22 protein-coding genes are annotated in these 26,202 nt (G+C 36.7%); 3 read left to right on the top strand and 19 right to left on the bottom strand.

The annotated features are described in order from the left end of the window. The first annotated feature begins 142 nt into the window (after positions 1 to 142). Genes CD118_RS09250 through CD118_RS09240 form a run of 3 tightly spaced genes read left to right on the top strand, consistent with a single transcriptional unit; the run spans position 143 to position 5,753 of the window. On the top strand, positions 143 to 526 hold the full coding sequence (locus tag CD118_RS09250; RefSeq protein ID WP_060830030.1) for a GtrA family protein: 384 nt from the start codon (positions 143 to 145) through the stop codon (positions 524 to 526). A 21-nt stretch (positions 527 to 547) separates the two neighbouring features. Further along, entirely contained in the window at positions 548 to 3,172 is a 2,625-nt protein-coding gene (locus CD118_RS09245; protein WP_060830519.1) for a YfhO family protein, read from the top strand. Continuing rightward, a complete protein-coding gene (locus CD118_RS09240) occupies positions 3,162 to 5,753 on the top strand; it encodes a YfhO family protein (protein ID WP_169925604.1) in 2,592 nt (863 codons plus the stop codon). The genes CD118_RS09245 and CD118_RS09240 overlap by 11 nt, the downstream gene beginning before the upstream one ends. A gap of 333 nt (positions 5,754 to 6,086) precedes the next feature. Here the strand turns inward: CD118_RS09240 and rplS are convergent, their stop codons facing one another. From rplS to CD118_RS09145, 19 genes are all read right to left on the bottom strand, one after another. Further along, positions 6,087 to 6,437 (bottom strand): 50S ribosomal protein L19, encoded by a 351-nt coding sequence (gene rplS, locus CD118_RS09235; RefSeq protein WP_016424892.1) that lies wholly within the window; start codon positions 6,435 to 6,437, stop codon positions 6,087 to 6,089. A gap of 112 nt (positions 6,438 to 6,549) precedes the next feature. Next, positions 6,550 to 7,275 carry a tRNA (guanosine(37)-N1)-methyltransferase TrmD gene (trmD, locus tag CD118_RS09230; RefSeq protein WP_060830031.1) on the bottom strand — a complete coding sequence of 242 codons (726 nt, stop codon included), beginning with the start codon at positions 7,273 to 7,275 and terminating at the stop codon, positions 6,550 to 6,552. Further along, on the bottom strand, positions 7,272 to 7,775 hold the full coding sequence (rimM, locus tag CD118_RS09225) for a ribosome maturation factor RimM (protein WP_050331223.1): 504 nt from the start codon (positions 7,773 to 7,775) through the stop codon (positions 7,272 to 7,274). Before rimM ends, trmD begins: the two co-directional genes overlap by 4 nt. Before the next feature lie 335 nt (positions 7,776 to 8,110). Next, entirely contained in the window at positions 8,111 to 8,386 is a 276-nt protein-coding gene (gene rpsP / locus CD118_RS09220) for a 30S ribosomal protein S16 (protein ID WP_016424889.1), read from the bottom strand. Positions 8,387 to 8,774: 388 nt separating this feature from the next. Next, positions 8,775 to 10,142, bottom strand: coding sequence for a signal recognition particle protein (ffh, locus tag CD118_RS09215; RefSeq protein WP_060830032.1), 1,368 nt, complete (start codon positions 10,140 to 10,142; stop codon positions 8,775 to 8,777). Between the two features lie 13 nt (positions 10,143 to 10,155). After that, entirely contained in the window at positions 10,156 to 10,488 is a 333-nt protein-coding gene (locus CD118_RS09210) for a putative DNA-binding protein (RefSeq protein ID WP_050331226.1), read from the bottom strand. Positions 10,489 to 10,491: 3 nt separating this feature from the next. Then, complete coding sequence (gene ftsY / locus CD118_RS09205; protein ID WP_103356604.1) at positions 10,492 to 11,685, bottom strand: signal recognition particle-docking protein FtsY; 1,194 nt, start codon at positions 11,683 to 11,685, stop codon at positions 10,492 to 10,494. After that, a complete protein-coding gene (smc, locus tag CD118_RS09200) occupies positions 11,686 to 15,255 on the bottom strand; it encodes a chromosome segregation protein SMC (RefSeq protein ID WP_103356603.1) in 3,570 nt (1,189 codons plus the stop codon). 3 nt (positions 15,256 to 15,258) lie between these two features. Further along, the gene (gene rnc, locus CD118_RS09195; protein WP_050345746.1) at positions 15,259 to 15,990 is read right to left on the bottom strand and encodes a ribonuclease III; all 732 of its coding nucleotides are present in this window, start codon (positions 15,988 to 15,990) and stop codon (positions 15,259 to 15,261) included. 294 nt (positions 15,991 to 16,284) lie between these two features. Next, positions 16,285 to 16,518, bottom strand: a complete 234-nt coding sequence (locus tag CD118_RS09190) for an acyl carrier protein (protein ID WP_016424883.1) — start codon at positions 16,516 to 16,518, stop codon at positions 16,285 to 16,287. A gap of 277 nt (positions 16,519 to 16,795) precedes the next feature. Then, on the bottom strand, positions 16,796 to 17,533 hold the full coding sequence (gene fabG, locus CD118_RS09185; protein ID WP_016424882.1) for a 3-oxoacyl-[acyl-carrier-protein] reductase: 738 nt from the start codon (positions 17,531 to 17,533) through the stop codon (positions 16,796 to 16,798). After that, positions 17,526 to 18,452 carry an ACP S-malonyltransferase gene (gene fabD, locus CD118_RS09180; RefSeq protein ID WP_103356602.1) on the bottom strand — a complete coding sequence of 309 codons (927 nt, stop codon included), beginning with the start codon at positions 18,450 to 18,452 and terminating at the stop codon, positions 17,526 to 17,528. Before fabD ends, fabG begins: the two co-directional genes overlap by 8 nt. 1 nt (position 18,453) lies before the next feature. Then, positions 18,454 to 19,431 carry a phosphate acyltransferase PlsX gene (plsX, locus tag CD118_RS09175; RefSeq protein WP_060830036.1) on the bottom strand — a complete coding sequence of 326 codons (978 nt, stop codon included), beginning with the start codon at positions 19,429 to 19,431 and terminating at the stop codon, positions 18,454 to 18,456. A gap of 1 nt (position 19,432) precedes the next feature. Further along, positions 19,433 to 19,993 (bottom strand): transcription factor FapR, encoded by a 561-nt coding sequence (gene fapR / locus CD118_RS09170; protein ID WP_050331233.1) that lies wholly within the window; start codon positions 19,991 to 19,993, stop codon positions 19,433 to 19,435. 143 nt (positions 19,994 to 20,136) lie between these two features. Beyond that, the gene (gene recG, locus CD118_RS09165) at positions 20,137 to 22,182 is read right to left on the bottom strand and encodes an ATP-dependent DNA helicase RecG (protein WP_103356601.1); all 2,046 of its coding nucleotides are present in this window, start codon (positions 22,180 to 22,182) and stop codon (positions 20,137 to 20,139) included. A gap of 2 nt (positions 22,183 to 22,184) precedes the next feature. Next, positions 22,185 to 23,054, bottom strand: coding sequence for an L-serine ammonia-lyase, iron-sulfur-dependent, subunit alpha (gene sdaAA, locus CD118_RS09160; protein ID WP_050331976.1), 870 nt, complete (start codon positions 23,052 to 23,054; stop codon positions 22,185 to 22,187). A 16-nt stretch (positions 23,055 to 23,070) separates the two neighbouring features. Then, positions 23,071 to 23,736, bottom strand: coding sequence for an L-serine ammonia-lyase, iron-sulfur-dependent subunit beta (gene sdaAB, locus CD118_RS09155; RefSeq protein WP_050331236.1), 666 nt, complete (start codon positions 23,734 to 23,736; stop codon positions 23,071 to 23,073). A gap of 363 nt (positions 23,737 to 24,099) precedes the next feature. Next, on the bottom strand, positions 24,100 to 25,761 hold the full coding sequence (fakA, locus tag CD118_RS09150; RefSeq protein WP_103356600.1) for a fatty acid kinase catalytic subunit FakA: 1,662 nt from the start codon (positions 25,759 to 25,761) through the stop codon (positions 24,100 to 24,102). Between the two features lie 12 nt (positions 25,762 to 25,773). After that, entirely contained in the window at positions 25,774 to 26,148 is a 375-nt protein-coding gene (locus tag CD118_RS09145) for an Asp23/Gls24 family envelope stress response protein (RefSeq protein ID WP_016424874.1), read from the bottom strand. Positions 26,149 to 26,202 lie beyond the last annotated feature (54 nt).

Genomic DNA, 26,202 nt, shown 5'->3' with positions numbered 1-26,202 from the left:
TCAACCTACCCATACATGAATCACATGTATGATTTATCTTAGAATATTATGAGGTACCTACATTACTTTAAGTATAATTAACTTGAACGTCAATAGCTATTAATCACACAACGTTTGATTTCATGAAAGCAGGTATTTTTTGATGTATAATATAGAAAGAATTGCTGAAATTTTTAGGTTTGTTCTCGTAGGTGGTATTAATACATTGAACTATTACGTCGTATACCTTATCCTTTTGAACTTACTTCATATTCATTATCTTATCAGCCATATCGTTGGCTTTATTATTGCTTTTGTTATTTCTTACTATTTAAATTGTTACTTTGTTTATAAAGTCAAACCAACCTTAAAAAAGTTTTTAGCTTTTCCGCTAACACAAGTTGTGAATATGGGCACTCAAACGTTGCTTATTTTTATTTTTGTACAATATTTAAGTTTTAACGAATCGATTGCACCTTTTATCGGTTTAATTGTAACGATTCCAATCACTTATGTCTTATCTAAATACATCCTTAAAGATCGATAATATATAAAGTGGGGTTCAATGATGAAGCGCTTTTTTCAATCTGTAAACATGATTATCACAGCATTGATTTTATCTTTAATAGGTCACGCGTATATCATTTATCGCTTTAGTGTAGATGGTTTATTGTTCACTGGCCCTAATGATGGTCTAGAACAAATGGTACCAATTCAGATGTTTTTATATCAAAAATGGTCTGAGGGTACCTTTTTTTATGCGACCGATTTCGGATTAGGGGGAGATTTTTTTACAGATCTATCTTACTACTTTTCAACGAATATCATTTTCATCATTACTGCACTCATAACATGGTTATTACATCATTGGGGACTTATCGATCCAACTCAAATGATGTATTGGTTGAAACTCGCACTGATTGTTTCAATTTTAAAATGTGCATGCATTATCCTTGCGACATACGCTTATGCAAGATACATACACTTAAAACACCACGCTGCAATTTTATTTGCGTTTTTATTTGCAACTTCACCGATATATTTTCGTTTTACAGTCTATTGGCCATTTTTCAGTGATGTATTTATTTGGATGCCTCTCCTGTTTTTAAGTATTGAGCGTTTTTTTAGAACTGGAAAAATAGGACTTTTTGTAATTGTCGTCGCCATATCGTTCATCAATAATTTTTATTTTGCTTATTATCAAGTGTTAATGGGTATCATTTACTATCTTTTGCGTCTAATTTATCGGCACGATGAAGATTTAATACATCGAAAGCAATCATTTGTTCCGCTTGTTGTTGGAGCCATTTTAGGCGTAGGTGCAAGTCTTTTCTTTTTCTTTCATGGTGTTCACAGCTTTTTAAATAATAGCAGAGTTCCTTATAGTGGCCGTATTCCATTCGTTGAGCCATTCAATTCTGGCTCAAATTTATTTTACGATAATTATTTAATCGTTATATTATTCATTACGATTCAAGCTTTGCTGACCTTTAAATTATACCGTCATTTTTACTTTAGACTCTTTGCTATTCTAAGCTTAATCACGATTGTATGCGCATTTATCCCATATGTTGACAGTCTCTTTAACGGCTTTTCTGCGCCACAAAAACGCTGGCACTATTTACTCGCATTTGCTTCAAGTGGTTTAATTGCATGCTATCTCCATCACTTCAAATCTATAGACTATAGAACATATATCTTTACTTCTATTCCTGCAATATTGGTAGTATGGATAAGCGCTTATTTTTATGAGCGCTATGTCACTTGGATATATATGTTGCCCGCTGTCTTTTTCATCGGGCTATTAGCCTTATTATTAAAAAATACACAGACAAAGTATATTTTCTCATTTCTGTTCAGTATTTATTTGATATCGTTATTCGTATTGAACTTACTTGTCTCTCTTGTTTTTACAAAGTACCAAATCTTTCATCAAGACCATGAAAAAAGGGCAAATCGATTTTATGTAGAAGCAAGTCTTTACAATACACCGCTTCAACAAGAACTTGTTAACGACATGAAGTCGCAGTTAAGGGCCGGAGAACGTATCGATTGGCGAGTAAATGCGCAAGATAACACACCAATGTACCAGAATTTTAGAGGGTTGAGTCTATATTCGAGTATTTTTGATCATCATCTTGTAGCACTTTATTATCACGAATTGATGATTAATTTAAAAGAAGAATCTGTAAGCCGTTATCAATCGACAGGAAGCCGCTCCAATATCGCGAGTTTATTTTCTGTTCGTTATCAAATGTTGAAAGATTACCAACATGAATTACCTGCAAACTTTCAATGGGTTAAACAGCAAGGTCAATATCAAATATATGAAAATCAGGATATCCTTCCACCAGTTCGTGTCATGGCGCGTTACTATCGATCAAGTGATTTAAAACACCCTCTAGATCGTGAACATGCCATGATCGAAGGTGTTGTTTTAGATAATAAGGGAGACCCTTATCCGACAAAAACAAGCAATCTTATTAATAAGGTCTATCCCTCATATATTCATGCACATAAAATTGGTAGGAATAAAATTAAAGTCTCCCAACCAGAGGGCGGCTTGCGCATTCATGTTCCGTATACAATTCGAAAAAATAATAAAGATTTTTATCTTATTGTTTATGTTAAAAAAGGATTGCCTGATAGTAACAGTACGATTATCGTGAATGACTATCAAAACAATCGTTTGTTTAATGATTCCATTTATCGCACTGGTCAAAATGAATTATTATATCGGACTCAGCCAGACGAAAATGGCAATATTCGTATTCAATTTTCTCCTCAAGGTATTTATCATTTCCAATTACGTGGTTTATATGGAGAAAATTATCAAATTCTCAAAAAAGCCAATCATCACATGAAGCATCATTTGGTTGAAAAACAAGGGAAGTTCTTTATTCGTTTGAGAGCACATCAGGGGGGTATGGCAGTTATAAACATCCCTTATCGCCTAGGCATGTCCGCTAAAGTTGATGGTAAAAAGGTAAAGGTTGAAAAAGTGAACTATATGATGACAGGCGTCCCAGTTTCAGCGCATGCAAAGGAAATCCAATTGACTTATCGTCCACCTTATTTTATAACAATGATTATTATTTCGATATTCAGTGTCGGACTCAGTTTCATGTTTAGCCGTTGGTGTCGACAACATTATCAAAAAAGAAAGAGTGAAAAAGTTGAAAATGCAAACTAAAACGTTGTCCTTTAAAAAAGGGCTTAAACTTATGATTGTTGCAAGTTTTGTGGGATTGATTGTTTATTTACCTGTCCTCTATCGCTTTGTTGTTCATGGAATCATTTATAGTGGTAACGGAGATGGATTTAAGCAAATGATGCCATTCCAAATGTTTTTGTATGATCGTTTTTCTCATTTTAAGTCCTTTTATGATTTATCTTTAGGACTTGGCGGTGATTACTTTACTGATTTAGCCTATTATTATGCTACTTCTCCTATGATGTATTTTAATTTCTTATTTGTCGCTTTAGGACAATGGCTATTTCATATGCACCCTCAAGGGATTGCTTTTTGGCCTGGAAACCAAATATTTACGGCTTATTTACGTTGTATCATGACTTTTATCGCTGCATACGGGATGTTTAGAGCATTTAATTTTAAACGTTATGAACGCTATTTAGGGGCATTTCTTTACGCAAGTTCTTCCGTCGTTTACTATTTTAATTTTACGTGGTCATTCTTTGGAGATATTTTAATTTATTTACCTTTATCTATTTGGGGTATGGAGCGTTTTTTTAGAAGCCGTAAAATCGGTTTGTTTATAATCGCGATTACTTTAACTTTATATTCGAACTTTTATTTTAGTTATTACGAATTAATTGGCCTTACAGTCTATTTAATTTATCGTATGATACATACACATCCCAAAGATTGTGTCACAAGATGGCAAAAACTCTACCTGTTGATACCGGCTACCATCATCAGCTTTTGCATCGCTTCGATTGGATTTATCACAGGTGTACGTTCGTTTTTAAATAATGATCGAGAATCGAATGATGTCACAATTTCTCCCATCATAGATTTTTCTCAGAAATATCATATCTTTACAAATGGATTTTATATTACAGTTACATTTATTGCATTAGTTGCGTTATGTTCATTTAAACTCTATCGTCATTACGAATATAAAATGTTTGCTGTCTTAACATGGCTTCTTTTAATTGGTTCTTTATCGCCTTATTTTGATAGTGTGTTTAACGGGTTTTCCTTTCCACAACGACGCTGGGTTTATTTCCTTGCACTGACAACAAGTGCACTCATCACGCTATGGATTAAATATTTCAATGAATTGACACGCAGAGACTTTTTACAGTCACTCATACCGATTATTCTTTTAGCTATCACAACCCTGCTCTTTTCGAGAGGTGCCATGTGGTGGATGATTGTCAGTATCATCATCCTAATCATTTTGAGTCATTATGCACTTAAACAAAAGAAATTAACACAAAATATGCGGTGGATAATTCTAATCCTCTTTGTAGTACAACAATTTGTCCTACTTATCGATTATCATCATAATAATATCGCACCTTATCAGTCGACAATGAAAGATTTGCAAGCTGCAAAATATCATAGTCCTACATTACAACGAGAAATCAACCAAATTAAACAACATCAAACATCTATTGGACGGATAGACTATATGGATCCTTATGCAGTAAATTCAAGTCTCATTTATAGGTTTAATGGTGTAGCGCTCTACTCTAGCATTTTTGATGGTCGTATTCTTCAATATTACGATAAAGAAATGCAGATTAATATGGAATATGATAGTAATAGTACTTATCGGTTATTAGGTGATCGTGCAAACTTGTATGCTTTATGGGGGGTTTCAGATCGTATCAAAAAAGCGCCGGATACACTTCTACCTTATGGTATGCAACCTGAAAACGATATTAAAGATGGCCAAACAACATGGGCACATGCTAAAAATCTTATCCAATACCCGAGTGCGCACTTAACAAATAAAGTATATAATCCTGATGACTTAAAATCGCCTCTAGATCGCGAGCAAGCCATGTTACAAGGCGTCGTTATGCCAGATACAAAAGCAAATCAATCTTTTGAACCGAATACTAATTTCGTTTCCAAAGCAACCATACAACCTCGTGATGCAACATTAAATAAAGATCACTTATCAGTTCATAAAAAAGACGGAGGCGTAAATATTCAAATTCCCCACCAACAACATTCTGCTTTTAAAGATTATTATATTGAGATGGATGTTGAATTACTGAGCCCTAGTCAGCCACATTACTTAAAAGTGGATGATTTCTATCAAAGACGTACATCATTAAATTATGCCTATCGTCGTTTTGTCACACCAGTTACCGTTCGAGTACCCGCCAAAGATACAGTTCAAGTCAAACTTAAGCAAGGGAAGTACCGTTTCCGTATTAAAGGCATATATGGAGAAAACTATCAAACACTTAAAAAAGCTCAAAAGAGTGTACAGCCCGTTCGAATTGAACGCGGTGCACAACAATTGAAAGCACATTTTAATTCGAATCAAGCACAGTACCTTGTATTACCTATTCCTTATCGAGAAGGATTGTCAGCAGAAGCGCATGGGGAATCAAGAGTAGTCAAACAAGGCAATGGGCTAATGACGGTCATTCCTGTACAAAAAGGAGATACTGAGGTAACACTACACTATGCGCTACCTTATTGGAAAACATTAACAGGACTCACACTTATCGGTCTCATCAGCGCATTGTTATATCGAAAATGGTTAAGAAAAACGGGGAAAACTCATTAAGAATTCAATGATCTTAAATATAACTACAAAGAGAAGGTATTACTTGGAGAAGGTATTACTTGAATTTCATGATATTGGCAACATTTTTAATAATCATATTGATGGGACATATAAATGATTTATGAGATAGACCTCATTTCTAGATTGCTGTAAATCTACATTACTCGTGTTCCAATATCCCAAACGAGCCTCGTGACTTCATCAAGATCAGGGTACGAAACCACAGATGATTGCTTCATATGAGAAATATATATAAATTGAAATATAAAAAACCGGAAATTCATGATTTCCGGTTTTTGTTTTATGTTTATTTTGTTACTTTGCGCTTCGAAATTAACGAATTTCTTGAATACGCGCTGCTTTACCACGTAAGCTACGTAAGTAGTAAAGTTTCGCACGACGTACTTTACCGCGACGTTTCACTTCGATTTTTTCAATTTTTGGTGTGTGTAATGGGAATGTACGTTCAACACCAACACCAGATGAAATTTTACGAACTGTGAATGTTTCAGAAATACCGCCACCACGACGTTTGATAACAACACCTTCGAATACTTGGATACGTTCACGGCTACCTTCAATAATACGAACGTGTACACGTAAAGTGTCACCTGCACGGAATGCTGGGATATCATCGCGTAATTGTGACTTAGTCACTGCTTCAATTAATTTGTGATTTGTCATTTTTTATTCTCTCCTTCAAACTATGTTCTTGCCTCGACAAAATATAGCAGCGGATCATAGTGATTTTTGTGTTTCCACACTCAGAATATACTAGCATAAATCAATTTGTTTTTCAATATTCTTTTAAAGATTCAATATACTTTTGATCTTTTTCGCTTAAATCATAAGATGCTAATAAATCTGGGCGCTTTTCAAAAGTTCTTTTTAATGATTGTTCGTGACGCCATTGTTCAATATGGGCGTGGTTTCCCGAAAGTAATACATCTGGAACAGACATATCTTTAAACGTTCTTGGGCGCGTGTACTGAGGAAATTCCAACAAGCCGTTTGAAAATGAATCATCTTCATGTGATGCCTGCTTACTTAATACACCAGGTATCAATCTAACAATGGCGTCTGTCATGACCATCGCAGGCAATTCGCCTCCAGTTAACACGAAATCACCGACTGAAATTTCATCCGTGACCAATTTTTCTCTTATTCTTTCATCATAGCCTTCATAATGACCGCAAATAAAAACGAGATGCTTTTCTTTCGACAAAGACTCTGCCAATTTTTGATCAAACGGTTTACCTTGTGGCGTCATCAATATCACTCGCGTTTCATCCGTGACATCAATCGCATCCATTGCATTGAAGATAGGTTCAGGTTTTAACACCATACCTTGCCCGCCACCAAATGGATAATCATCGACTTGATGATGCTTATTATCTGCGTAATCTCGAAAATTAATCGTCTCTGTCTGTAAAATTTCTTTTTCACGCGCACGTTTTAAAATAGATTGATTCAACACACCGTCAAACATTTCTGGAAACAATGTTAAATAATCGATCTTCATTCGTTTAACAACCCTTCAAGTGGTGTAATCATAATTTTACGATTCTCAATATCAACCTCTTTTACGACATCCGCTATGTAAGGAATGAGATGTTCTTTCTCTCCTTTAACAACCCAAACATCATTTGCGCCTGTCTCAAAGATTTCTGTGACACGTCCGATTGGTCTATCTTCATCAAAAACCGTACAACCAATGATATCAGAATAGTAGTATTCATGCGCACCGAGTTCAATATCTTTATGATCTCTTTCTTGAAATAAATGAGAACCTTTTAAATGTTCAACTTCATTAATATTGGTATAGCCTTCAAATGTGAGCATATGCAAACCTTTATGCATGCGATGTGATTTAACAACCACATTCATTGTTCCCGTTGGCGTATCAATTTGTAATGTTTCACCTGGTTGAAAGCGAATATCTGTAAAATCAGAATGTGATTGAACTTTTAACTCACCTTTAATGCCGTGCGTATTTACAATTTTACCCACTTCTACTTTCATGATGTGCACCTCCTATTTCTTATTGTTATGTATAAAAAGGGTGAGACTCGGTTACATCTCAGTAACATTTCGTCTCACCCTTAACACCGATGATTCAATTTGTCATAGGGTTTGAATCCTATTTACGTCTCGCCTATGAAAACACTAAAGTTATAAAGTCAATGTAGATGACTTTATATTTCAAATAGCAAAGCATTATATAATCAAATGCGCGTCCGTGCTTTGACTTGAACAACGGCTATTTCATTAACATTGTCATTGGGTTCAAGGCATCATAAAAAAGCATATTGTGGGCCTTTTTATGATTACTTTGACCGCTCAATGTTAAAGCAAAATTATTTTGCTTTTTTTTGCTCATCGAAAGTTTTTAAAATACCTTCGCGTGATAAAATATTGTGAACTGTATCTGTTGGTTTTGCACCGTCTTTTAACCATTTAAGTGCTAATTCTTCATCAATTTTAACCTCTGGCGCATTTACTGCTGCTGGGTTATAAGTACCGATTTGCTCGATGATACGACCATCACGTGGTGAACGTGCATCTGCTACTACAATACGGTAAAATGGATTTCTTTTTGAACCTAAACGTGTTAAACGAATTTTAACTGCCATTTATTATTCTCTCCTTTAATTCTCATTAAGTTTTGTTATCTACAAGAAACTATAATAACAGGTCATATAACGTTTGTAAAGAGAAATTTCTTTACCAACATACATATTGAAATAAAGATGCTACTGAAGCTACGCAAAAACTTTCAAACAGTCTACTATACCCGTGCTTGATATACAAATATAGAAAATATACATTGAATAAGTCTGAGGCATCAATTCCAAAATAAATAGCGCTCTGATGATTTTGAATAGAAAATCGCCTGAGCGCTATTATAAATCTACGTATAATATGACGTCGCCAGCCTCAGCCTGACCTGTAGTTTTCAGCGCCTAAGCAAACGCGTTCATTGTGGCAAGGTTATCAAAAATTTTATGCCCCGAACTCATTTTAGAATGGTAGATTCATGCCTTTAAGCATATTTTGTAATTGATTTTGCTTACCTTTTTTACCTTTTCCACCGCCTGTAAATTGTTTCATCATTTTCTTCATATCGTTGAATTGTTTTAACAGACGGTTGACCTCTTGAATCGAGCGTCCAGAACCGTTCGCAATTCTACGTTTTCTAGAAACATTTAGTTTAGCAGGGTCTTCTCTTTCTGTCGGTGTCATAGACTGAATAATTGCTTTAATGTGATCGATTTGTTTATCGCTCATATTAAGTTTATCCAAGCCTTTCATTTTATTCATACCTGGAATCATTTTCATAATATCATCAAGTGGCCCTAAATTTTTCACTTGATCTAACTGTTCTAAAAAGTCGTCCAGCGTGAATGACGATGTGCGCATTTTCTTTTCTAAGTCTTTAGCTTTTTCTTCATCCACTTCTTGTTGTGCTTTTTCAATCAGACTTAAAACGTCACCCATACCTAATATACGTGATGCCATGCGTTCAGGATGGAACAATTCTAAGCCATCTAGCTTTTCGCTCATACCTATAAATTTAATCGGTTTTTGTGTTACTGCTCTAATAGAAAGCGCTGCCCCACCACGTGTGTCACCGTCTAGTTTAGTTAATGTAACACCCGTAACGTCTAACTGTTGATCAAATGACTCTGCCACATTTACAGCATCTTGACCTGTCATTGCATCCACGACTAACATGATTTCATTCGGCGTAGCAATTTCTTTCACTTCTTGTAGCTCATTCATTAGCGCTTCATCAATATGCAGACGACCCGCTGTATCAATAATAACAAAATCTAAATGCTCATCTTTTGCATGTTGCAATGCGTTCGTCACGATTTGTTGAGGTTTAACTTGATCCCCCTCAGTGTACACAGGGATGTCAATTTGTTTTCCAACAGTCTGTAATTGATTAATAGCGGCAGGTCGATAAATATCAGCTGCAACGAGCAACGGCTTTTTATTATATTTTTTACGCATTAATAAAGCGAGTTTCCCTGCAGTTGTCGTTTTACCTGCCCCTTGTAAACCTACCATCATCACAACTGTAGGTGGTTTTTTAGCCATCGTAATCGTACTATTATCGCCGCCCATTAAAGCAGTGAGCTCCTCTTGTACGATTTTAATCACTTGTTGGCCTGGTGTTAATGACTTCATGACGTCAGAGCCTAAAGCTCGGTCTGAAACTGTCTTAACAAAGTTTTTGACGACTTTAAAGTTTACGTCCGCTTCTAATAAAGCAAGACGTACCTCCCGCATCATCGCTTTGATATCAGCTTCAGTCACTTTACCTTTACCTTTTATTTTCTGCATTGTCGCTTGCAGTCGATCGGATAATCCTTCAAAAGCCATAAAGTGACCCTCCTTATTCTAGTTCTTCAAGTTCTTTAATATATGATTGAATACGTTCTGGTTCATTAATATTTTGATGCATTAATTGATAAATTTCTTGTCTTCGTTTAAAACGACGGTATAAACCTAATTTTGCTTCATAGTCTTCTACCAAATCGCCAGTTCTTCTTATGTTATCATACACTGCTTGACGACTCACTTCAAATGTCTCTGCAATTTCACTTAATGCATAATCTTCTAAATAAAAGAGTCGTAAATAATTTCGCTGCTTTTCTGTTAAGAGTGATTGATAAAAATCAAATAAGTAATTCATACGAATTGTTTTGATCAAGTCATTTTCATGCATAGCCTATGCCTCATTCTCAGAATCATCATCATTAGATTCTGGCACATTTTGTTCGATCATGTCAGCAAACAACCCATAAACGTAACTTTCAGCATTGAACGGCTGTAAATCATCCATTTTTTCACCAAGTCCTACATATTTAACTGGTATATGCAATTCATTTCGTATCGCTAACACAATACCCCCTTTAGCTGTACCATCTAATTTCGTTAAAACGATACCAGTCACATTTGTAACTTCTTTAAACGCCTTCGCTTGTGCTAAAGCATTTTGACCCGTCGTTGCATCTAAGCAAAGTAAAACTTCGTGTGGCGCTTCAGGAATTGAACGCGAAATAACACGCTTAACTTTTTCAAGTTCATTCATTAAATTTTGTTTATTTTGAAGTCGTCCTGCTGTATCGCAAATTAAAATATCGACACCTTTATTTTTAGCGGCATTAATTGCATCATACATGACAGCAGCAGGATCAGATCCTTCTCCTTGACGAACCACGTCAACACCAACGCGTTCACCCCATACTTCAAGCTGTTGAATGGCACCTGCTCGGAAAGTATCACCTGCTGCAAGCATGACTTTTTTACCTTGCAATTGATAGCGATGCGCTAACTTACCAATCGTTGTCGTTTTCCCTACACCATTGACACCGACCATTAAAATAACGTTTAAACGTCCATCTTCAATATTCATGGCTTCTGATTGATCGTCATCTTGTTGGTATATTTCAACAATCTTTTCTACAATAGCTTCGCGTAAATCTTCAGTTTCTGTAATATTGCGTCGCTTAGCTTCTAAACGTAATTCATCAACTAACTCCATTACAGTATTAAATCCAACATCGGCTTGGATTAACATTTCTTCCAATGCTTCAAAGAAATCTTCATCCACTTTTCGATAATGCGCTAATAGGTTATTTAATTGATTTTGGAAGTTTTCACGTGATTTTTCTAAACCTTCACGGAATTTCGCACCAATTTTTTGAGATTCTAACTCTTCAAACTCTTCAATAGATATTAACCCATCATCGAACTCATCATCAATAGACGGACTGTTGTCTTGAGACTTTAATGAAGTGTCTGCTTCATTTAACTTTTTATGATCATCTTCATCTTGCACTGTCTCATCTTGTTGTAACAGTTCATCTTGTTCTCGCTCGGATTTGGCAAACTTATCTTTTAAACGTTTAAAAAAGCTCATTTATTTTGAGTCCTCCTTTATCACTTCATCTATAGTATTCAAATTCACACTGACTAAACGGGAAACACCCATTTCTTGCATCGTCACACCATAGAGACGGTCACACATTTCCATTGTCCCTTTACGATGGGTAATGACGATAAACTGTGTTTCCTTTGATAACGTTCTTAAATATGATGCATAGCGCATCACATTGGCTTCGTCTAATGCCGCCTCGACTTCATCAAGAATAACAAACGGCGCTGATCTAACTTTTAAGATTGCAAATAATAAAGCAATAGCACTTAGAGCTCTTTCGCCGCCACTTAAAAGCGAGAGGTGCTGTAATTTTTTGCCTGGCGGTTGGACTTTAATTTCGACGCCAGCAGTTAAATAATCTTTTTCAGTTAAAGTTAGTTCTGCTTGTCCTCCGCCAAACAACGACTTAAACACTTCAGCAAAATGATCTTGAATCGCATGAAATGTTGTACTAAAACGATCAGACACCTCGATATCCATTTCTTGAATAATTTGCTCTAACGTTGATTTTGCTTCACGTAAATCGGTTCTTTGCTCAGAAAGGAAAGTGTAACGTGCGTCGACTTCTTCATATTGTTCAATAGCGTTCAGATTGACTGGCCCCAGCTCATCAATTGACATTTGTGTTAATTTCACTTTCTGACGTAATGCCTCAATCTCTTCAGGTTGACTTGGATACGTTGCGGCTGCATGTTCATAGGTCATGTGATATTTTTCATCTAAATGTTTTAACGCATGATCAATGAGTACATCTAGTCGTGATTGGGCAGATTTAATATCTTGATATTGACTCTCGATATCCAGTAAATTTTGATGTGTGTCTTCTAATGCCCTTTCATTCGATTCTATTAAATCTTCTGTATCTTGACGTGCATGTCTTAGCTCATTTTGTTGATTTAAATCTGTTTCCTTTTCTTGTTGTTTTTGCGTGATTTGCACCTGAATATTTTCTAAAACCGAACTGTCATTCACCTCATCAGAGTTGATGACTGCTAATTGATCTAGTAATTTTTGCTGATGCGCGTTGATGTCATGTTGTTCTTTATTATAACGTTTGAGATGCTGTTGTTGCGTCGTTAAACGTTCTTTAATAACGGCTAAGTCTGATTGATATTGATGCAATTGTTGTTGAAGTTGTGTCGTCTGTACTTTACCTTCTTTATTTTTTTCAGTCATTGCTTTAATTTGTGCATCTAAAGCATTGAGTTCTTTTTTAATCTCATCTTTCCGCTTTTGCTTAGCAACTAATGTCGCTTCACTTTTATCTGCCTGATAGCCGTCATTTTTTTCAAATTCAAATTCTTCATGCTCATTTTTCAAACGCTGCTCTATTTCAGTATAACGATCAAGTGCTAATGCTAAATCATGTAGTTCGTGTTTCAACTGATTGTATTGTTGTTGTACCTCTACATAACGTTGACTCAAATCATCTTGCTCTTTTTTTCTTTTTTGACAAGCTTGTTCGAGCGCCTGTGTTTGTGCGACATATTGTTTGAGTTGTTCTTGCAAACGATTCAGCTCATCCTTTTGTCCTAATATCGTTTGGCGTTGCTGTGTCCCACCACCTGTCATAGAGCCACCAGGATTAACAATTTCGCCTTCTAATGTTACGATACGCGTTTTATATTGAATTGCCCGTGCAATTTCATTCGCATGTTTTAACGTATCTACAATCAATGTTCGACCTAATAAATTGTCGATGATATGTCTATACTGCGCGTCGACTTGTACTGCATCACTGGCAATGGTAATAAATCCTGCTTGCCGTTCCGCAACACGCACGAGTGATAAATCGAGCTTTTTCCCTTTAATGACAGATAACGGTAAAAATGTAGCACGACCTAGTCTTTTTGTTTTTAAATAATTGATGGCCTCGCGTGCGGCACGTTCATCAGTAACAATGACATGTTGCGTCGTCGCGCCCAAAGCTGTTTCAATGGCAGTCGTATGTTCGCTAGAAACATTGATTTGTTGGGCAACAGCACCATGAATGCCAGTCAATTGATCTTTAGCTTGTAAAACTGCTTTAACTCCTTGGTAAAAATGGCTAAAATCTTCTTCACGTATTTTCATACTTTCAATTCGTGATTTCAGCTTATCATTATATCGATAAGCCTGATACAGCTTTGATTCATCATCTTTTTGATTTTGTTGGATTTGAGCTAATTCATTTTCGAGTTGTTCACTTTGTTGTTGCATCGCTTGCATTTGTTGTTGCTTGTCATGACGTTGCTGACTCATGGATTCAATTTGATGTTGTGCCTCTTTTAGCTGATTATAAGCTTCAGTCAAACGTGAATCTAAGCGAGATTGCTTCACTTTATGTTCATCAATCGTACGTGTTAGAAAGCGAATATCATTATTGACGTCCGCTTGTTCTGTCATTAATTGATAGTAAGTATCTTTACTTTGCTCTAGCGTTTCTTCAATGGACGCATCCGATTGATATAACTGGTCCTCTAACTTTTGGATATGATGGTTAAGCGTTTTACGTTTTTCTTTCAAATCTGAAATCGTTTTTTCTACCGCTTGCATATCTTTTTCAAGTTGTGCCTGTTGACGTTCTAACGCAGCTTGTTCTTCTTCAATGCGTGCATTGGCTTGGGACTGATTCTTTTGTCTTTCTTCAATCAATTGATATTGGCCCGACAACTTTTCAACTTGCTCAGTAGATTCAATCAATTTTTGGTTGACCTTTTCAAGTTGTTGATCGATTTCATAACGTTTCCCTTTAGCCGTTTGAATCATATGCGTAATTTTAGACTTTTTCTGGGCGATTTTAGCTTGGGTACTTTTCAATTCATTTAAGGTCGTATCATGCGCTTCGATTTGTTTTTGATAAGACCGAATATCATGAACAGTGACTCTAATATCACTTTGTTCTAATGTTTGACTGAGTTGCAAATATTCTTTTGCGATTGCCGCTTCTTCTTTTAAAGGCTCTACTCTACCCTCTAAATCATACAAAATATCCTCAACACGTGTCAGATTGCTTTCTGTATCATCGAGTTTTTCTAGTGACGCTTCTTTTCTCTTTTTATATTTTAGAACTCCTGCTGACTCTTCGATAATTTGACGCCGATCAATCGGTTTGGCATTCAAAACCTCATCCACTTTACCTTGAGAAATAATGCTAAATGCTTCTTTTCCCAAACCTGAATCTAAAAATAACTCTCTAATATCTTTGAGGCGCTGTCTTTCATTATTAAGATAAAAAGCGCTATCTCCGTTACGGTAAAGTCGTCTTGTTACAACAACTTCTGCGGCATCGATATTCAAAATGCCTTTGCTGTTATCTAATTTCAACTGAACCTCTGCAAAATTCTGTGCATGACGATGTTTTGAGCCGGAGAAAATAATATCCTCCATCTTACTCCCACGCAATACACGTGCAGATTGTTCACCGAGCACCCATTTAATAGCATCGGTAATATTACTTTTACCACTCCCATTGGGTCCTACAATTGCAGTTACACCTTCATCAAATTCAATCTGCGTTGACTCAGCAAATGATTTAAATCCATATGCATCAATTGACTTTAAATACACCATTGTCTACTCCTTATGTGTCATTTGCAAATATGCCTGTTCAGCTGCTTTTTGTTCAGATTCTTTTTTAGTACGTCCTTCACCTTGAGATACAGGCTTCCCATTGATTATAATTTCAGAGGTAAAAGTTTTATTATGTGCAGGCCCATCCTCTTTAGCGATACGATACGTAATCACACCAAGATAATTCTGATGAACATACTCTTGCAATTTCGTTTTGAAATCAATCACACCTAAATGTTGCTGGTCTTTCACATGAGGAAAAATAACAGCTTCTGCAAATTTCCAAACTGTCTCTAACCCTTGATCCAAATATATTGCACCGACAAATGCTTCAAACACATCAGCCACTAATGAAGGGCGAGTTCGGCCACCCGTTTTTTCTTCGCCTTTTCCTAACAAGATCAATGGCATCAGGTCAATTTGCTGTGCAAAAATGACGAGTGAAGGTTCACAAACCATTGTTGCCCTCATCTTTGTTAAATCCCCTTCCGGCAATTGCGGATATTCATCAAACAAATAACGCGAGACGGTTAGTTCTAATACAGCATCCCCTAAAAATTCCAATCGCTCATTATGCTCGATTCGTTCCATATTGTAATCGTTTATAAAACTTGAATGAGAAAATGCCTGTTGATATATCGAAATATCATGATATGTTAAATGAAGTTCTTTCATTTTATTTTTAAAGTTTTTTTCAAATTGTAATACTAGTTCTTCCTTTCTCACCTTCGCCATGAGTTGACCTCCTTGTATTAAGTGTTTATGAAGTACATGATGACGTCTTCACAGTCTTCTCCGTTCGACACAACATTCACCACAAGTGTACCAAGAGGTGATATATGAATATGAACACGCTCCCAAACTTTTAGTGAGCACATCACACGTTGTCATGTTGTTCACTAAAAGTGGGACTCATCGTTCAATTGACACTTCAATCACAATTGCTCTTCTATTATACGTGATGTTACACTTGAAACCTATCAGATTAGTAAAAAATCTGAGCCGAAACATCGACTCAGATGAAAACAATTATTTTTCAAGTGTATTAATGTAATTAACAGCGTCTCCAACTGTGTTGATTTTTTCCGCTTCTTCATCTGGAATTTCAGTACCAAATTCATCCTCTAATTCCATCACTAATTCAGCAATATCAAGTGAATCTGCACCTAAATCTTCTTTGAAAGATGCACCTTCAGTTACTTTATCAGCGTCTACGCCTAAACGATCAACAATGATGTCTTTTACTTTATCGAAGTTTTCCACAGCCCTTCACCTCCTTTAAAAGCTTGTGCTGTAGTTCAACACTTTGCATGATTCTTCGTATCGAATTGAAACACTCGACTGTTATATTTTGCCATTTTATTGGCCTAAATACAACCCATTTCCGAGAAGACTCATCCGTTTACGAGAACTATTATACCATGATTCAAATCATATGAAATCGATATTTGATTAATACGCATTAAAATATTTATTTCACATTTATTTGTCACAATCATTTCGCACTTTTTTAGTCTGAAACAAAGTCATGTCTCAAACTTTATTCCATATGCATGCCACCATTTACATGTATCGTTTGTCCTGTGATATATTCCGCTTTATCAGAAGCAAGAAATGCAACTGTATGCGCAATATCTGTATCTTGTCCAAAGCGACCTAGTGGAATTTGTGATTTCATCGTTTCTTTCAACTCATCATTTAATGCATCTGTCATATCAGAGACGATAAAACCAGGGGCTACTGCATTAACCGTAATGTTACGTGATGCGAGTTCTCTTGCCGCTGTTTTTGTCATACCAATGACTCCCGCTTTAGACGCGACATAATTAATTTGTCCAGGATTACCTACCGCACCGACGATACTTGTTAAGTTGATAATGCGACCATGACGTTGTTTTAACATTTGTGGCGTCACTTTTTGAATACAATTAAAGACACCTTTTAAGTTTGTATCAATGACTTCGTCCCATTCGCGCTCTTTCATTCTCATCAATAAATTATCTCTTGTAATCCCTGCGTTGTTTACAAGTACATCGATTGAACCAAATGTTTTAACGACTTCTTTAATCATCGCTTTCACTTCATCGCCGTTTGAAACATTAGCTTGAATGGCTACTGCATCAACGCCTTTTTGTTTAATTTGTTCAACAACTTCTTCTGCTTTTTCTTGATTGCCTGCATAGTTAACAACAACATGATAACCTTCTTCTGCTAATTGCAAAGCAATACTACGACCGATTCCGCGAGAAGCGCCTGTGACTAATGCTACTTTACTCATCTGCTTTCCATTCCTTTACATCTTCGAGTGTTTGAATCGAAGTTATTTTTACATTTCTGTTGATCTTTTTAACTAAACCGGATAGAACTTTGCCTGGCCCTACTTCTATAAAGTGGTCTGCACCTTGTTCGATTAACCATTCTACAGAATCAATAAATTGAACAGGAGCATACAACTGTTTAATCATATTTTGCTTGATTTGTGTCGCATCTACTTCAGATGATGCATTCACATTTTGAACGACTGGTGTTGTCGCTGAATGCCATTCAAACTGATTAATATAAGTTGTAAATTCTGATTCAATGACTTGCATCATCGACGAATGAAATGGCCCTGACACGTCTAACGGTAAAACACGTTTGGCACCTAAACTTTTACCTTCAGCTACAAAGCGATCGATGGCTTCCTTATGACCTGAAACAACAATTTGACCAGGACAATTGATATTCGCAGGTTCAACGACGTACTGTTCCGTTGAAATTTGATCACAAATCGTTTTGACTTCCTCCAAAGACAAACCTAATACCGCTGCCATACTTCCGACACCTTTAGGAAAAGCTTGTGCCATGAGTTCCCCACGTTTGCGAACGATTTGAACGGCATCTTCAAATTTTAAAACACCACTCATTACTAAACTCGCATATTCACCAAGACTATGGCCTAAAGTAAAGTCACTTTTAGGTTGTCCCATAGCCGCATATAGCGCCATACTGTGTGTGAGTAGCGCAGGTTGGGTATTTTCAGTTTGACCTAAAATCGCCTCTGGATCCTCAAACATCGTTTCTAATAAATCAAAAGGCATTTGTGATTGTGCTTGATTAAGAATATGTGTGGCATCTTGATCTTGTTGATACAAATCTTGTGCCATTCCGACTTTTTGGGCACCTTGTCCCGGAAACATTAAAACAGTTTTACCCACTTTATTCAGCCACCTTTTCTCTCATGTTTTCAACAATTCGCGTATCCGCTGCAATTTTTGCTTGGCGAATCGCTGAATAAAATGCTTTGGCATTTGAACTTCCATGTGCTTTTACTACAATTCCGTCAAGCCCAAGTAACACCGAGCCGCCATACTCAGTGTAATCTAATTGTTTCGCGATATGCTTAATATCTTTTTTCATAATTAAAGCTGCCAGTTTATTTTTCATATTATGTAATAAATCATTTTTAATGATTTTACCAAACGATTTGGCAATACCTTCTAAATTTTTCAAAATCATATTACCTGTATAACCGTCTGTCACAATGACATCTGCTTCGTCTTCCATGATTGACTTCGCTTCAATATTACCGACAAAATGAAACTGTTCAGTTTTTGACATTAAATTAAAAGCTTCTTTTGTTAAGCTATTTCCTTTTTTAGCTTCGGTACCGATATTTAACAACGCAACTTTAGGCGTTTCAATACCTCTTAGCTTTTGTGCATAAATATGTCCGAGCACAGCATTTTGATATAAATGCTCAGCTTTCGCATCTGCATTTGCGCCCACATCTAGGAGTACAACACCTTTACCACTTACTGTTGGTAACGTCACCACTAGTGCTGGACGTGCAACACCCGGCAAACGGCCTACGATGAATAGACCTGATGACATAAGTGCACCCGTATTCCCAGCTGATACACATGCATCTGCCTCACCATTTTTTACCGCCTCTGCCATACGCACCATTGAACTATCTTTCTTACGCTTAATCGCGCGAACTGGTTCATCTTCCATCGTAATTTCTTCAGTCGTATGTCTGACTTCTACTCTAGGGTGCTGAATATGACACTGCTTTTCATCTCCAAATAAAATGATTTCCAAGTCCTCAAATTCATTAACTGCTTTTTCAACACCTTCGAGAACGATATTCGGTGCATCGTCGCCACCCATCATATCTACAGCTAATTTTACCATCTTATTCATCCTCACTTATGTAATACATTTTAAATATTCCTTCAAAGACTCTTTCTTTTTCAACATAAGAAGTGACACTCATTTCATAATACTTGTCATCATGAAATTCAACCTCTGCTGTTGCCATGACAACATCACCTAAATGAACAGGCTTTACAAAGTGAATATGACTTTCTTTTGTTAATACAGCGATATGTTTAACCATTGCGACACATAACGAATTCGCTTGCGCAAACAAAACATGTCCACGCGCTATTTCATTTCTAGAAAAAACGTCCTTCTTTGTGATTGTCAAAATAGATTTACCATAATGATTCGGTTCAAGCGAAACGATATCACCTATAATATCTTGATCCTCCAAAGCACTAATATTTTGGTATTGATCTTTTGCGACACTTTTCACACGTTCACGTAGTTCAGGTATCTTAAGTTGATTACGATCAAGACGAATCGTTTGTATACTCACTTCAAACATTTCGCTTAATGCTTGATCCGTAATAAACGGATTTTGTTGGATGGTTGTTTCAATTAGCGTGCGTCTCTCATCCTTAGTCTTTTTCACATCATCGCCACCCAAAATTTAGTACCAAGTCTCAATTGACTCCACATTATTTTAACACGTTCAACCTTAGTTTCAAAACAATTTAATATGCTTGTATAGTGCGATGTCACAGCGATTTTCTCTTTTATTTTTAAGTGTCATGATTAATCAAAACTTTGATAGAGTATTTTATCTTCAATAAATGTACGCAAACGTTCGTATGCTGGCGTGAAAAAGTCACCCGATTGAATGAGTTGTGCTGCTTCATCCCTAGCGACTTCTAGCATTCGATAATCTTCAACAAGATTTCCGACCAAAAAGTCAGGCAAGCCACTTTGTTTCACACCAAAAAAATCTCCCGGTCCACGCATTTCTAAATCTCTCTCACTCAGTTCGAATCCATCCGTGGTCTGCGTCATAATTTGCATACGCTCGATACCGGTCTCAGTTTTAGGTGAAGCAATCAGCACACAATAACTTTGATGATCACTTCGGCCGACTCGTCCACGGAGTTGGTGTAAGGTGGATAATCCGAAGCGGTCTGCATCATATATCATCATAAATGTTGCGTTAGGCACATTGACCCCTACTTCGACAACAGTTGTTGCAACGAGCACATCAAGTTCATGAGCACTAAACTGATGCATCACTTGATCTTTCTCATCAGAAGTCATTCTTCCATGTAATAGTCCAATCCGTTGATCAGGCAAGGCAACTTGCAGATTTTCATATAAAGCAATTGCGTTTTGCACATCTTCCAAATGCTCAGAGCTTTCTATTAAAGGTGAAATAACATAAGCCTGGCGTCCTTTTTTCAACTCATTATTCATTTTTTCAATGGCTAGATCATATCTTTCATGTTTGATCCAATGTGTTTGTATAGGCTTGCGTCCTTTAGGTAAACTCTTTATTGATGAAACATCCATTTCGCCAAAAACTGAAATCGCCAACGTTCTAGGTATAGGGGTCGCTGTCATAAACAACACATTGGACAAAGCCCCTTTTTCACGCAGCTTCTGTCTTTGTTGAACGCCAAAGCGGTGTTGTTCGTCTGTAATAACTAAACCCACATCTTTAAAATTAACGTCATCTTGAATTAATGCATGTGTTCCTACTACACAATCAATCTCTCCATTTTCCAGCTGTTCTAAAAGCAATTTTCGTCTTTTCCCTTTGACCGAACCTGTCAGAAGCGCCACATTCATATGCGCCCCAAATAGTTGTGCAAGGCTATCAGCATGTTGTTCTGCAAGAATTTCTGTCGGTACCATTAAAGCAGATTGAAAACCCGCAGTCTTCATCGCATACATACAAATCGCCGCTACAACCGTTTTACCTGACCCAACATCCCCTTGTAGCAGACGATGCATCCGTATCGGTGCTTTCAAATCTCTAAATATTTCATTCACACTCTGCTTTTGACCTTCTGTTAATTCAAATGGTAACGTTTGTATAAAAGCTTTGACTTGTTGTAAATCATAATCCACTTCAATCGCATCATCAGTTGATTTTTCAATTCTGTTCAACCATTGCATCCGTAATTCAAACATAAAAAATTCTGTAAATGCAAACGTTCGTCTTGCTTTAATGAGAGAATGCTGGTCTTTTGCTTCATGTAAAGCGTGTAATGTATCACTCAATGTTTCTAATTTATATTTAGTACGCAACGCTTCAGGTAACCATTCTTCAATCGTAATATGATTTAATGTTTCTCGAATCATATCTCTAAGTTGTTTTTGTTTGATTCCCTCCTTTACACGATAGACGGGTGTGTACTGTGCATCGGAAATAGAATCTGCGCTAAAAAACATTTTATTTCCATTTATTTCTTGCTTTCGTCGTGACCACTTCCCTTTTATAATAACTGTTTCATGTAATTGGATTTTATTCTTCAAATATGGCTGATTAAAATATATCGCTTTCACTGCAACGCCATTTACCATTACATGCACAGTTAGCTTAGAACGGTTACGTCCAAAAAAAGCGACAGTTGGAGTCGAATAAACTTCTCCTCGAACTGTCACATTGGCTTCGTCTTCCGCAGTTGTGATATCTACCAACGTATTATCTTCATAACGCGTTGGCAAATAAAGCACAAGATCTTGAATGGTATAAATATTCATTTCATTTAAAATGGCGAGTCGCTTTGGACCTAAGCCTTTAATTTCCTTTAAACTATAAGGATTATTGATAAGATTGATGTTTGTCATATTTAATCACCAAAAATTTGTTGTTTTAATCGTTGACCGGTCGGTGTACCTGCCAAGCCACCACGACCCGTTTCACGCAGAGCAGAAGGCATCGTTTGTCCAATTTTGTACATCGCATCAATCACTTCGTCGGTAGGAATACGTGATTCAATTCCTGCTAAAGCCATATCAGCAGAAACAATCGCATTTGACGCACCTGCAGCATTTCTTTTAACACAAGGGACCTCCACTAAACCTGCGACCGGGTCACAAACTAAGCCGAGCATATTTTTAAGACAGATTGCAAATCCTTCTGCTGATTGTTGCGGCGTACCACCTGCCGCTTCTACAATAGCAGCCGCTGCCATAGCACTTGCTGAACCTACTTCAGCTTGGCATCCGCCTGCCGCCCCTGAGATAGAAGCGTTATTAGCTACCACGAAACCAAATGCGCCTGATGTAAGTAAAAAATTCAGCATATCTTGTCGAGTTAATTGTAATCGATTTTTAAGCGAAAATAAAACACCAGGTACAACACCTGCTGAGCCAGCAGTCGGTGTCGCACAAATTTTCCCCATTGCTGCATTGACTTCATTTGTTGCCACTGCTTTACTCACAGCATCTAAAACGAGATCTCCAGCAAGCGTTTGACCTTTTTCAATATACGCTTTCATTAAAACAGCATCGCCACCTGTTAGGCCTGTTTTAGATGTTACGCCAGCGAGTCCTTCTTCTAATGCTTTTTCCATTGTTTCCAAGTTGTGATTCATCTGTGTATAGACTGCTTCAGCAGACAAACCTGTAACAGCCATCTCTTGTTCGAGCATCACTTCATATATCGCTTTATTCTCAGCTTCACATTTCGCTATTAATTCTTTTACACTTTTAAACATTTTAATGCTTTCCATTTTACGCATCCCCCATTAACGATACTGTCACAACACCAGGTACTTTTCTAATCAACGCTAACACATCTTCACTAATATCATCATCTAATTCACAGGTCATTAATGCTTCGTCGCCTTTTTCTTTACGCGCGACTTGCATACTCCCAACATTAATGCTGTAATCACCTAAAATATTAGCTACTTTACCAATCGTACCGAATGTGTCTTGGTGGAAGACGAGTAAGGTTGGATAATTACCACTAATCGCAAGTGGAAAACCATTAATCGCCACAATTTCTATTTTGCCACCACCGATTGAAACACCTTCAACAGATATATTTTTATCGTCATCCGTCATATCTATAATTGCCGTATTCGGGTGCGAGCGTTCCTCAGTCATTTCTATAAAATGTACCCGCATTCCTTGTGATTCTGCAGTTTCCAAACTAGATTCAATTCGATCATCATCTGTATCGTAACCTAACAAACCGCCGACCAATGCTACGTCTGTACCGTGTCCTTTGTACGTTTCCATAAATGAACCATATAAATATATATCGGCACGACTCGGTTGTTTTCCAAACAAATCTCTAGCAACCAATCCGATTCTGACTGCACCTGCTGTATGTGATGATGAAGGACCCACCATTGTTGGCCCTATAATATCAAATACGCTTTTATATTTCATTTTTTGCTCCCCCCGTTTTAGACCACATAAAGTGTAACTTTATTATAACAATCTTCCATATTGATTAAAAATTTGACATTGTAAACATATAAAATAGAAAGTTTCATAAATATTTAAAACATCTTCTTAATTACATGTAAACACTCAATATCATTCTTTAACACCCCTAGTTGATGTTATTTCTCATTAAAAATAGGAGTAAAACAGTCATCTCACATTAAGCAAGAAATGACTATTTCACCCCTATGAGGCGTGATCGTATATGAAAGTAATCCATCTATTTCATTGCGCCTCTTCACCATAGTTATCACCACTCTAAGTCATGCATAAAATGACCTCTCACTAAGCTACTGAATCCATGGTTTATTCGACAGCAAACAAATAAGGATAAATAGGTTGTTGACCATTTTGAACTTCAATCTCAACATCTTCATAATGTGTTTCAACAAATGATTCAATCCATTCAGTTGTTGCTGAATTTGCTTCATCACCAGTAATAATGGTTAGAATTTCACTATCTTCATCCAACATAGTCTCCAAAGTTTTTTGAATGACTTGTTGTTCATCACGATCACTCGCAATGATTTTATCTTCCACTAATCCCATATATGCATCTTTTTCAATTTTAATGCCGTCAATTTTTGTATCTCGAACAGCATATGTAATTGAACCAGACTTTACATTTTCTAAAGCTGCAGTCATCGCAGTTTCATTTTCATCAAGTTCAACACTTTCATCATAATGGAACATGGCTACGATACCTTGAGGAACAGTACGTGTTGGAATGACAACAGCTTCTACGTCAACAATTTCAGCTGCTTGTTGACTTGCCATTTGTATATTTTTATTATTAGGCAAGATAATTGCACGTTTACAACCACTTTCATTAATCACATTGACGATATCCTCCGTAGACGGATTCATCGTTTGACCACCATTAATGACATGTGTTGCACCCATGGATTTAAATAACTCCGTAATGCCTTCACCCATAGAAATCGTAACGATTGCCGTTTCAACATTTTGAGCAGGTTCTTGCTTTTGCTTTGCACTTTCATTCGATGCTTCTTTACGTAATACCTCACGATGTTGTTCACGCATATTTTCAGCTTTAACTTTAATCAGTTCACCGTATTTTTGACCAAACGTGAATACTTCACCTGGCGTCTCAGTGTGAACATGAACTTTAACAATTTCATCGTCACTAATCACAAGTAAAGAATCACCAAATTCACTCATATCTGAACGGAAAGTCGTTTCATCAAATTTTTCTTTTCCAGGTTGAAAACGAACCATCATTTCAGTACAGTAGCCGTAAACAATATCTTCTGTATTAATTACACCATGAAAATCATGATCGTCATTAAAGAAAGTTTCTGTATCCACTTTAGGCGCGTGCGCTTCTACTTTTTCACCTTTCATTGCTTTTAAGAAACCTTCATAAACAAGTGTTAACCCTTTACCACCACTATCAACAACACCGACTTCCTTTAAGACAGGTAAAAGATTAGGTGTATTTTCAAGTGATTTTTGCGCTGCCTCATAAACGCGCATCATCATTTCCAAACAGTCTTCTGTTTCTTCAGCTATATCGATTGCTGCTTGTGCTGCATCTTTGGCTACAGTTAAAATTGTTCCTTCAACAGGTTTCATCACTGCCTTATACGCCGTTTTAACACCTGCATCAAAACTGTGCGCAAACTGCTTGGCATCGATATCTTTTTCATCTTCTAATGCTTTAGAGAAACCTCTAAAAATTTGAGATAAAATCACACCTGAATTACCACGTGCGCCCATCAACAAACCTTTTGAAAAAGCTTTCCCTAAGTCACCGATATGACTTGTGAGATGGCTTTGAACTTCTTCACGCCCTGAAGTCATAGATAAGTTCATATTCGTCCCTGTGTCCCCGTCAGGTACTGGATAAACATTTAACGCATCAACCATATCCGCATTATTCGATAAGTTTTGAGCCCCTTGTATAATCATTTCGGCAAATAAATTGCCGTTGATCTTAGTAATCATGCAAATATCCTCCTATTTGTCATTCCCGTCATTATTAAAACGTACACCCTGTACAAAAATATTCACAGAGTTTACTTTTAGTTTTAATGTATGCTCTAAAGTATATTTCACTGTTGATTGCACATTTTGCGCAACTTCTGAGATTTTAACGCCATAGCTAACAATGATATGCATATCAACATCTAATACACCTTCATTTTCTCTCACAACAATACCTTTAGCATAATTTTCATGTCCGAGAATTTCTGCAATACCATCTCTCACTTGCTGACGAGATGCCATACCCACAATACCGTAACATTCCACAGCTTTTCCGCCTACAATAGATGCTATCACTTCGTTTGAAATGTCAATACTACCATAATCATTCGTAATTTCTAATGCCATATCATACGCCTCCTATTCTCAATCAGTCCGCTTTATGTCATCATCCATTTTTCA

The organism is Staphylococcus coagulans (genome assembly GCF_002901995.1).
Lineage (GTDB): Bacteria > Bacillota > Bacilli > Staphylococcales > Staphylococcaceae > Staphylococcus > Staphylococcus coagulans.
The sequence above is the reverse complement of the archived record's forward strand: the minus strand, read 5'-3'. Positions and strand labels throughout refer to the sequence as shown.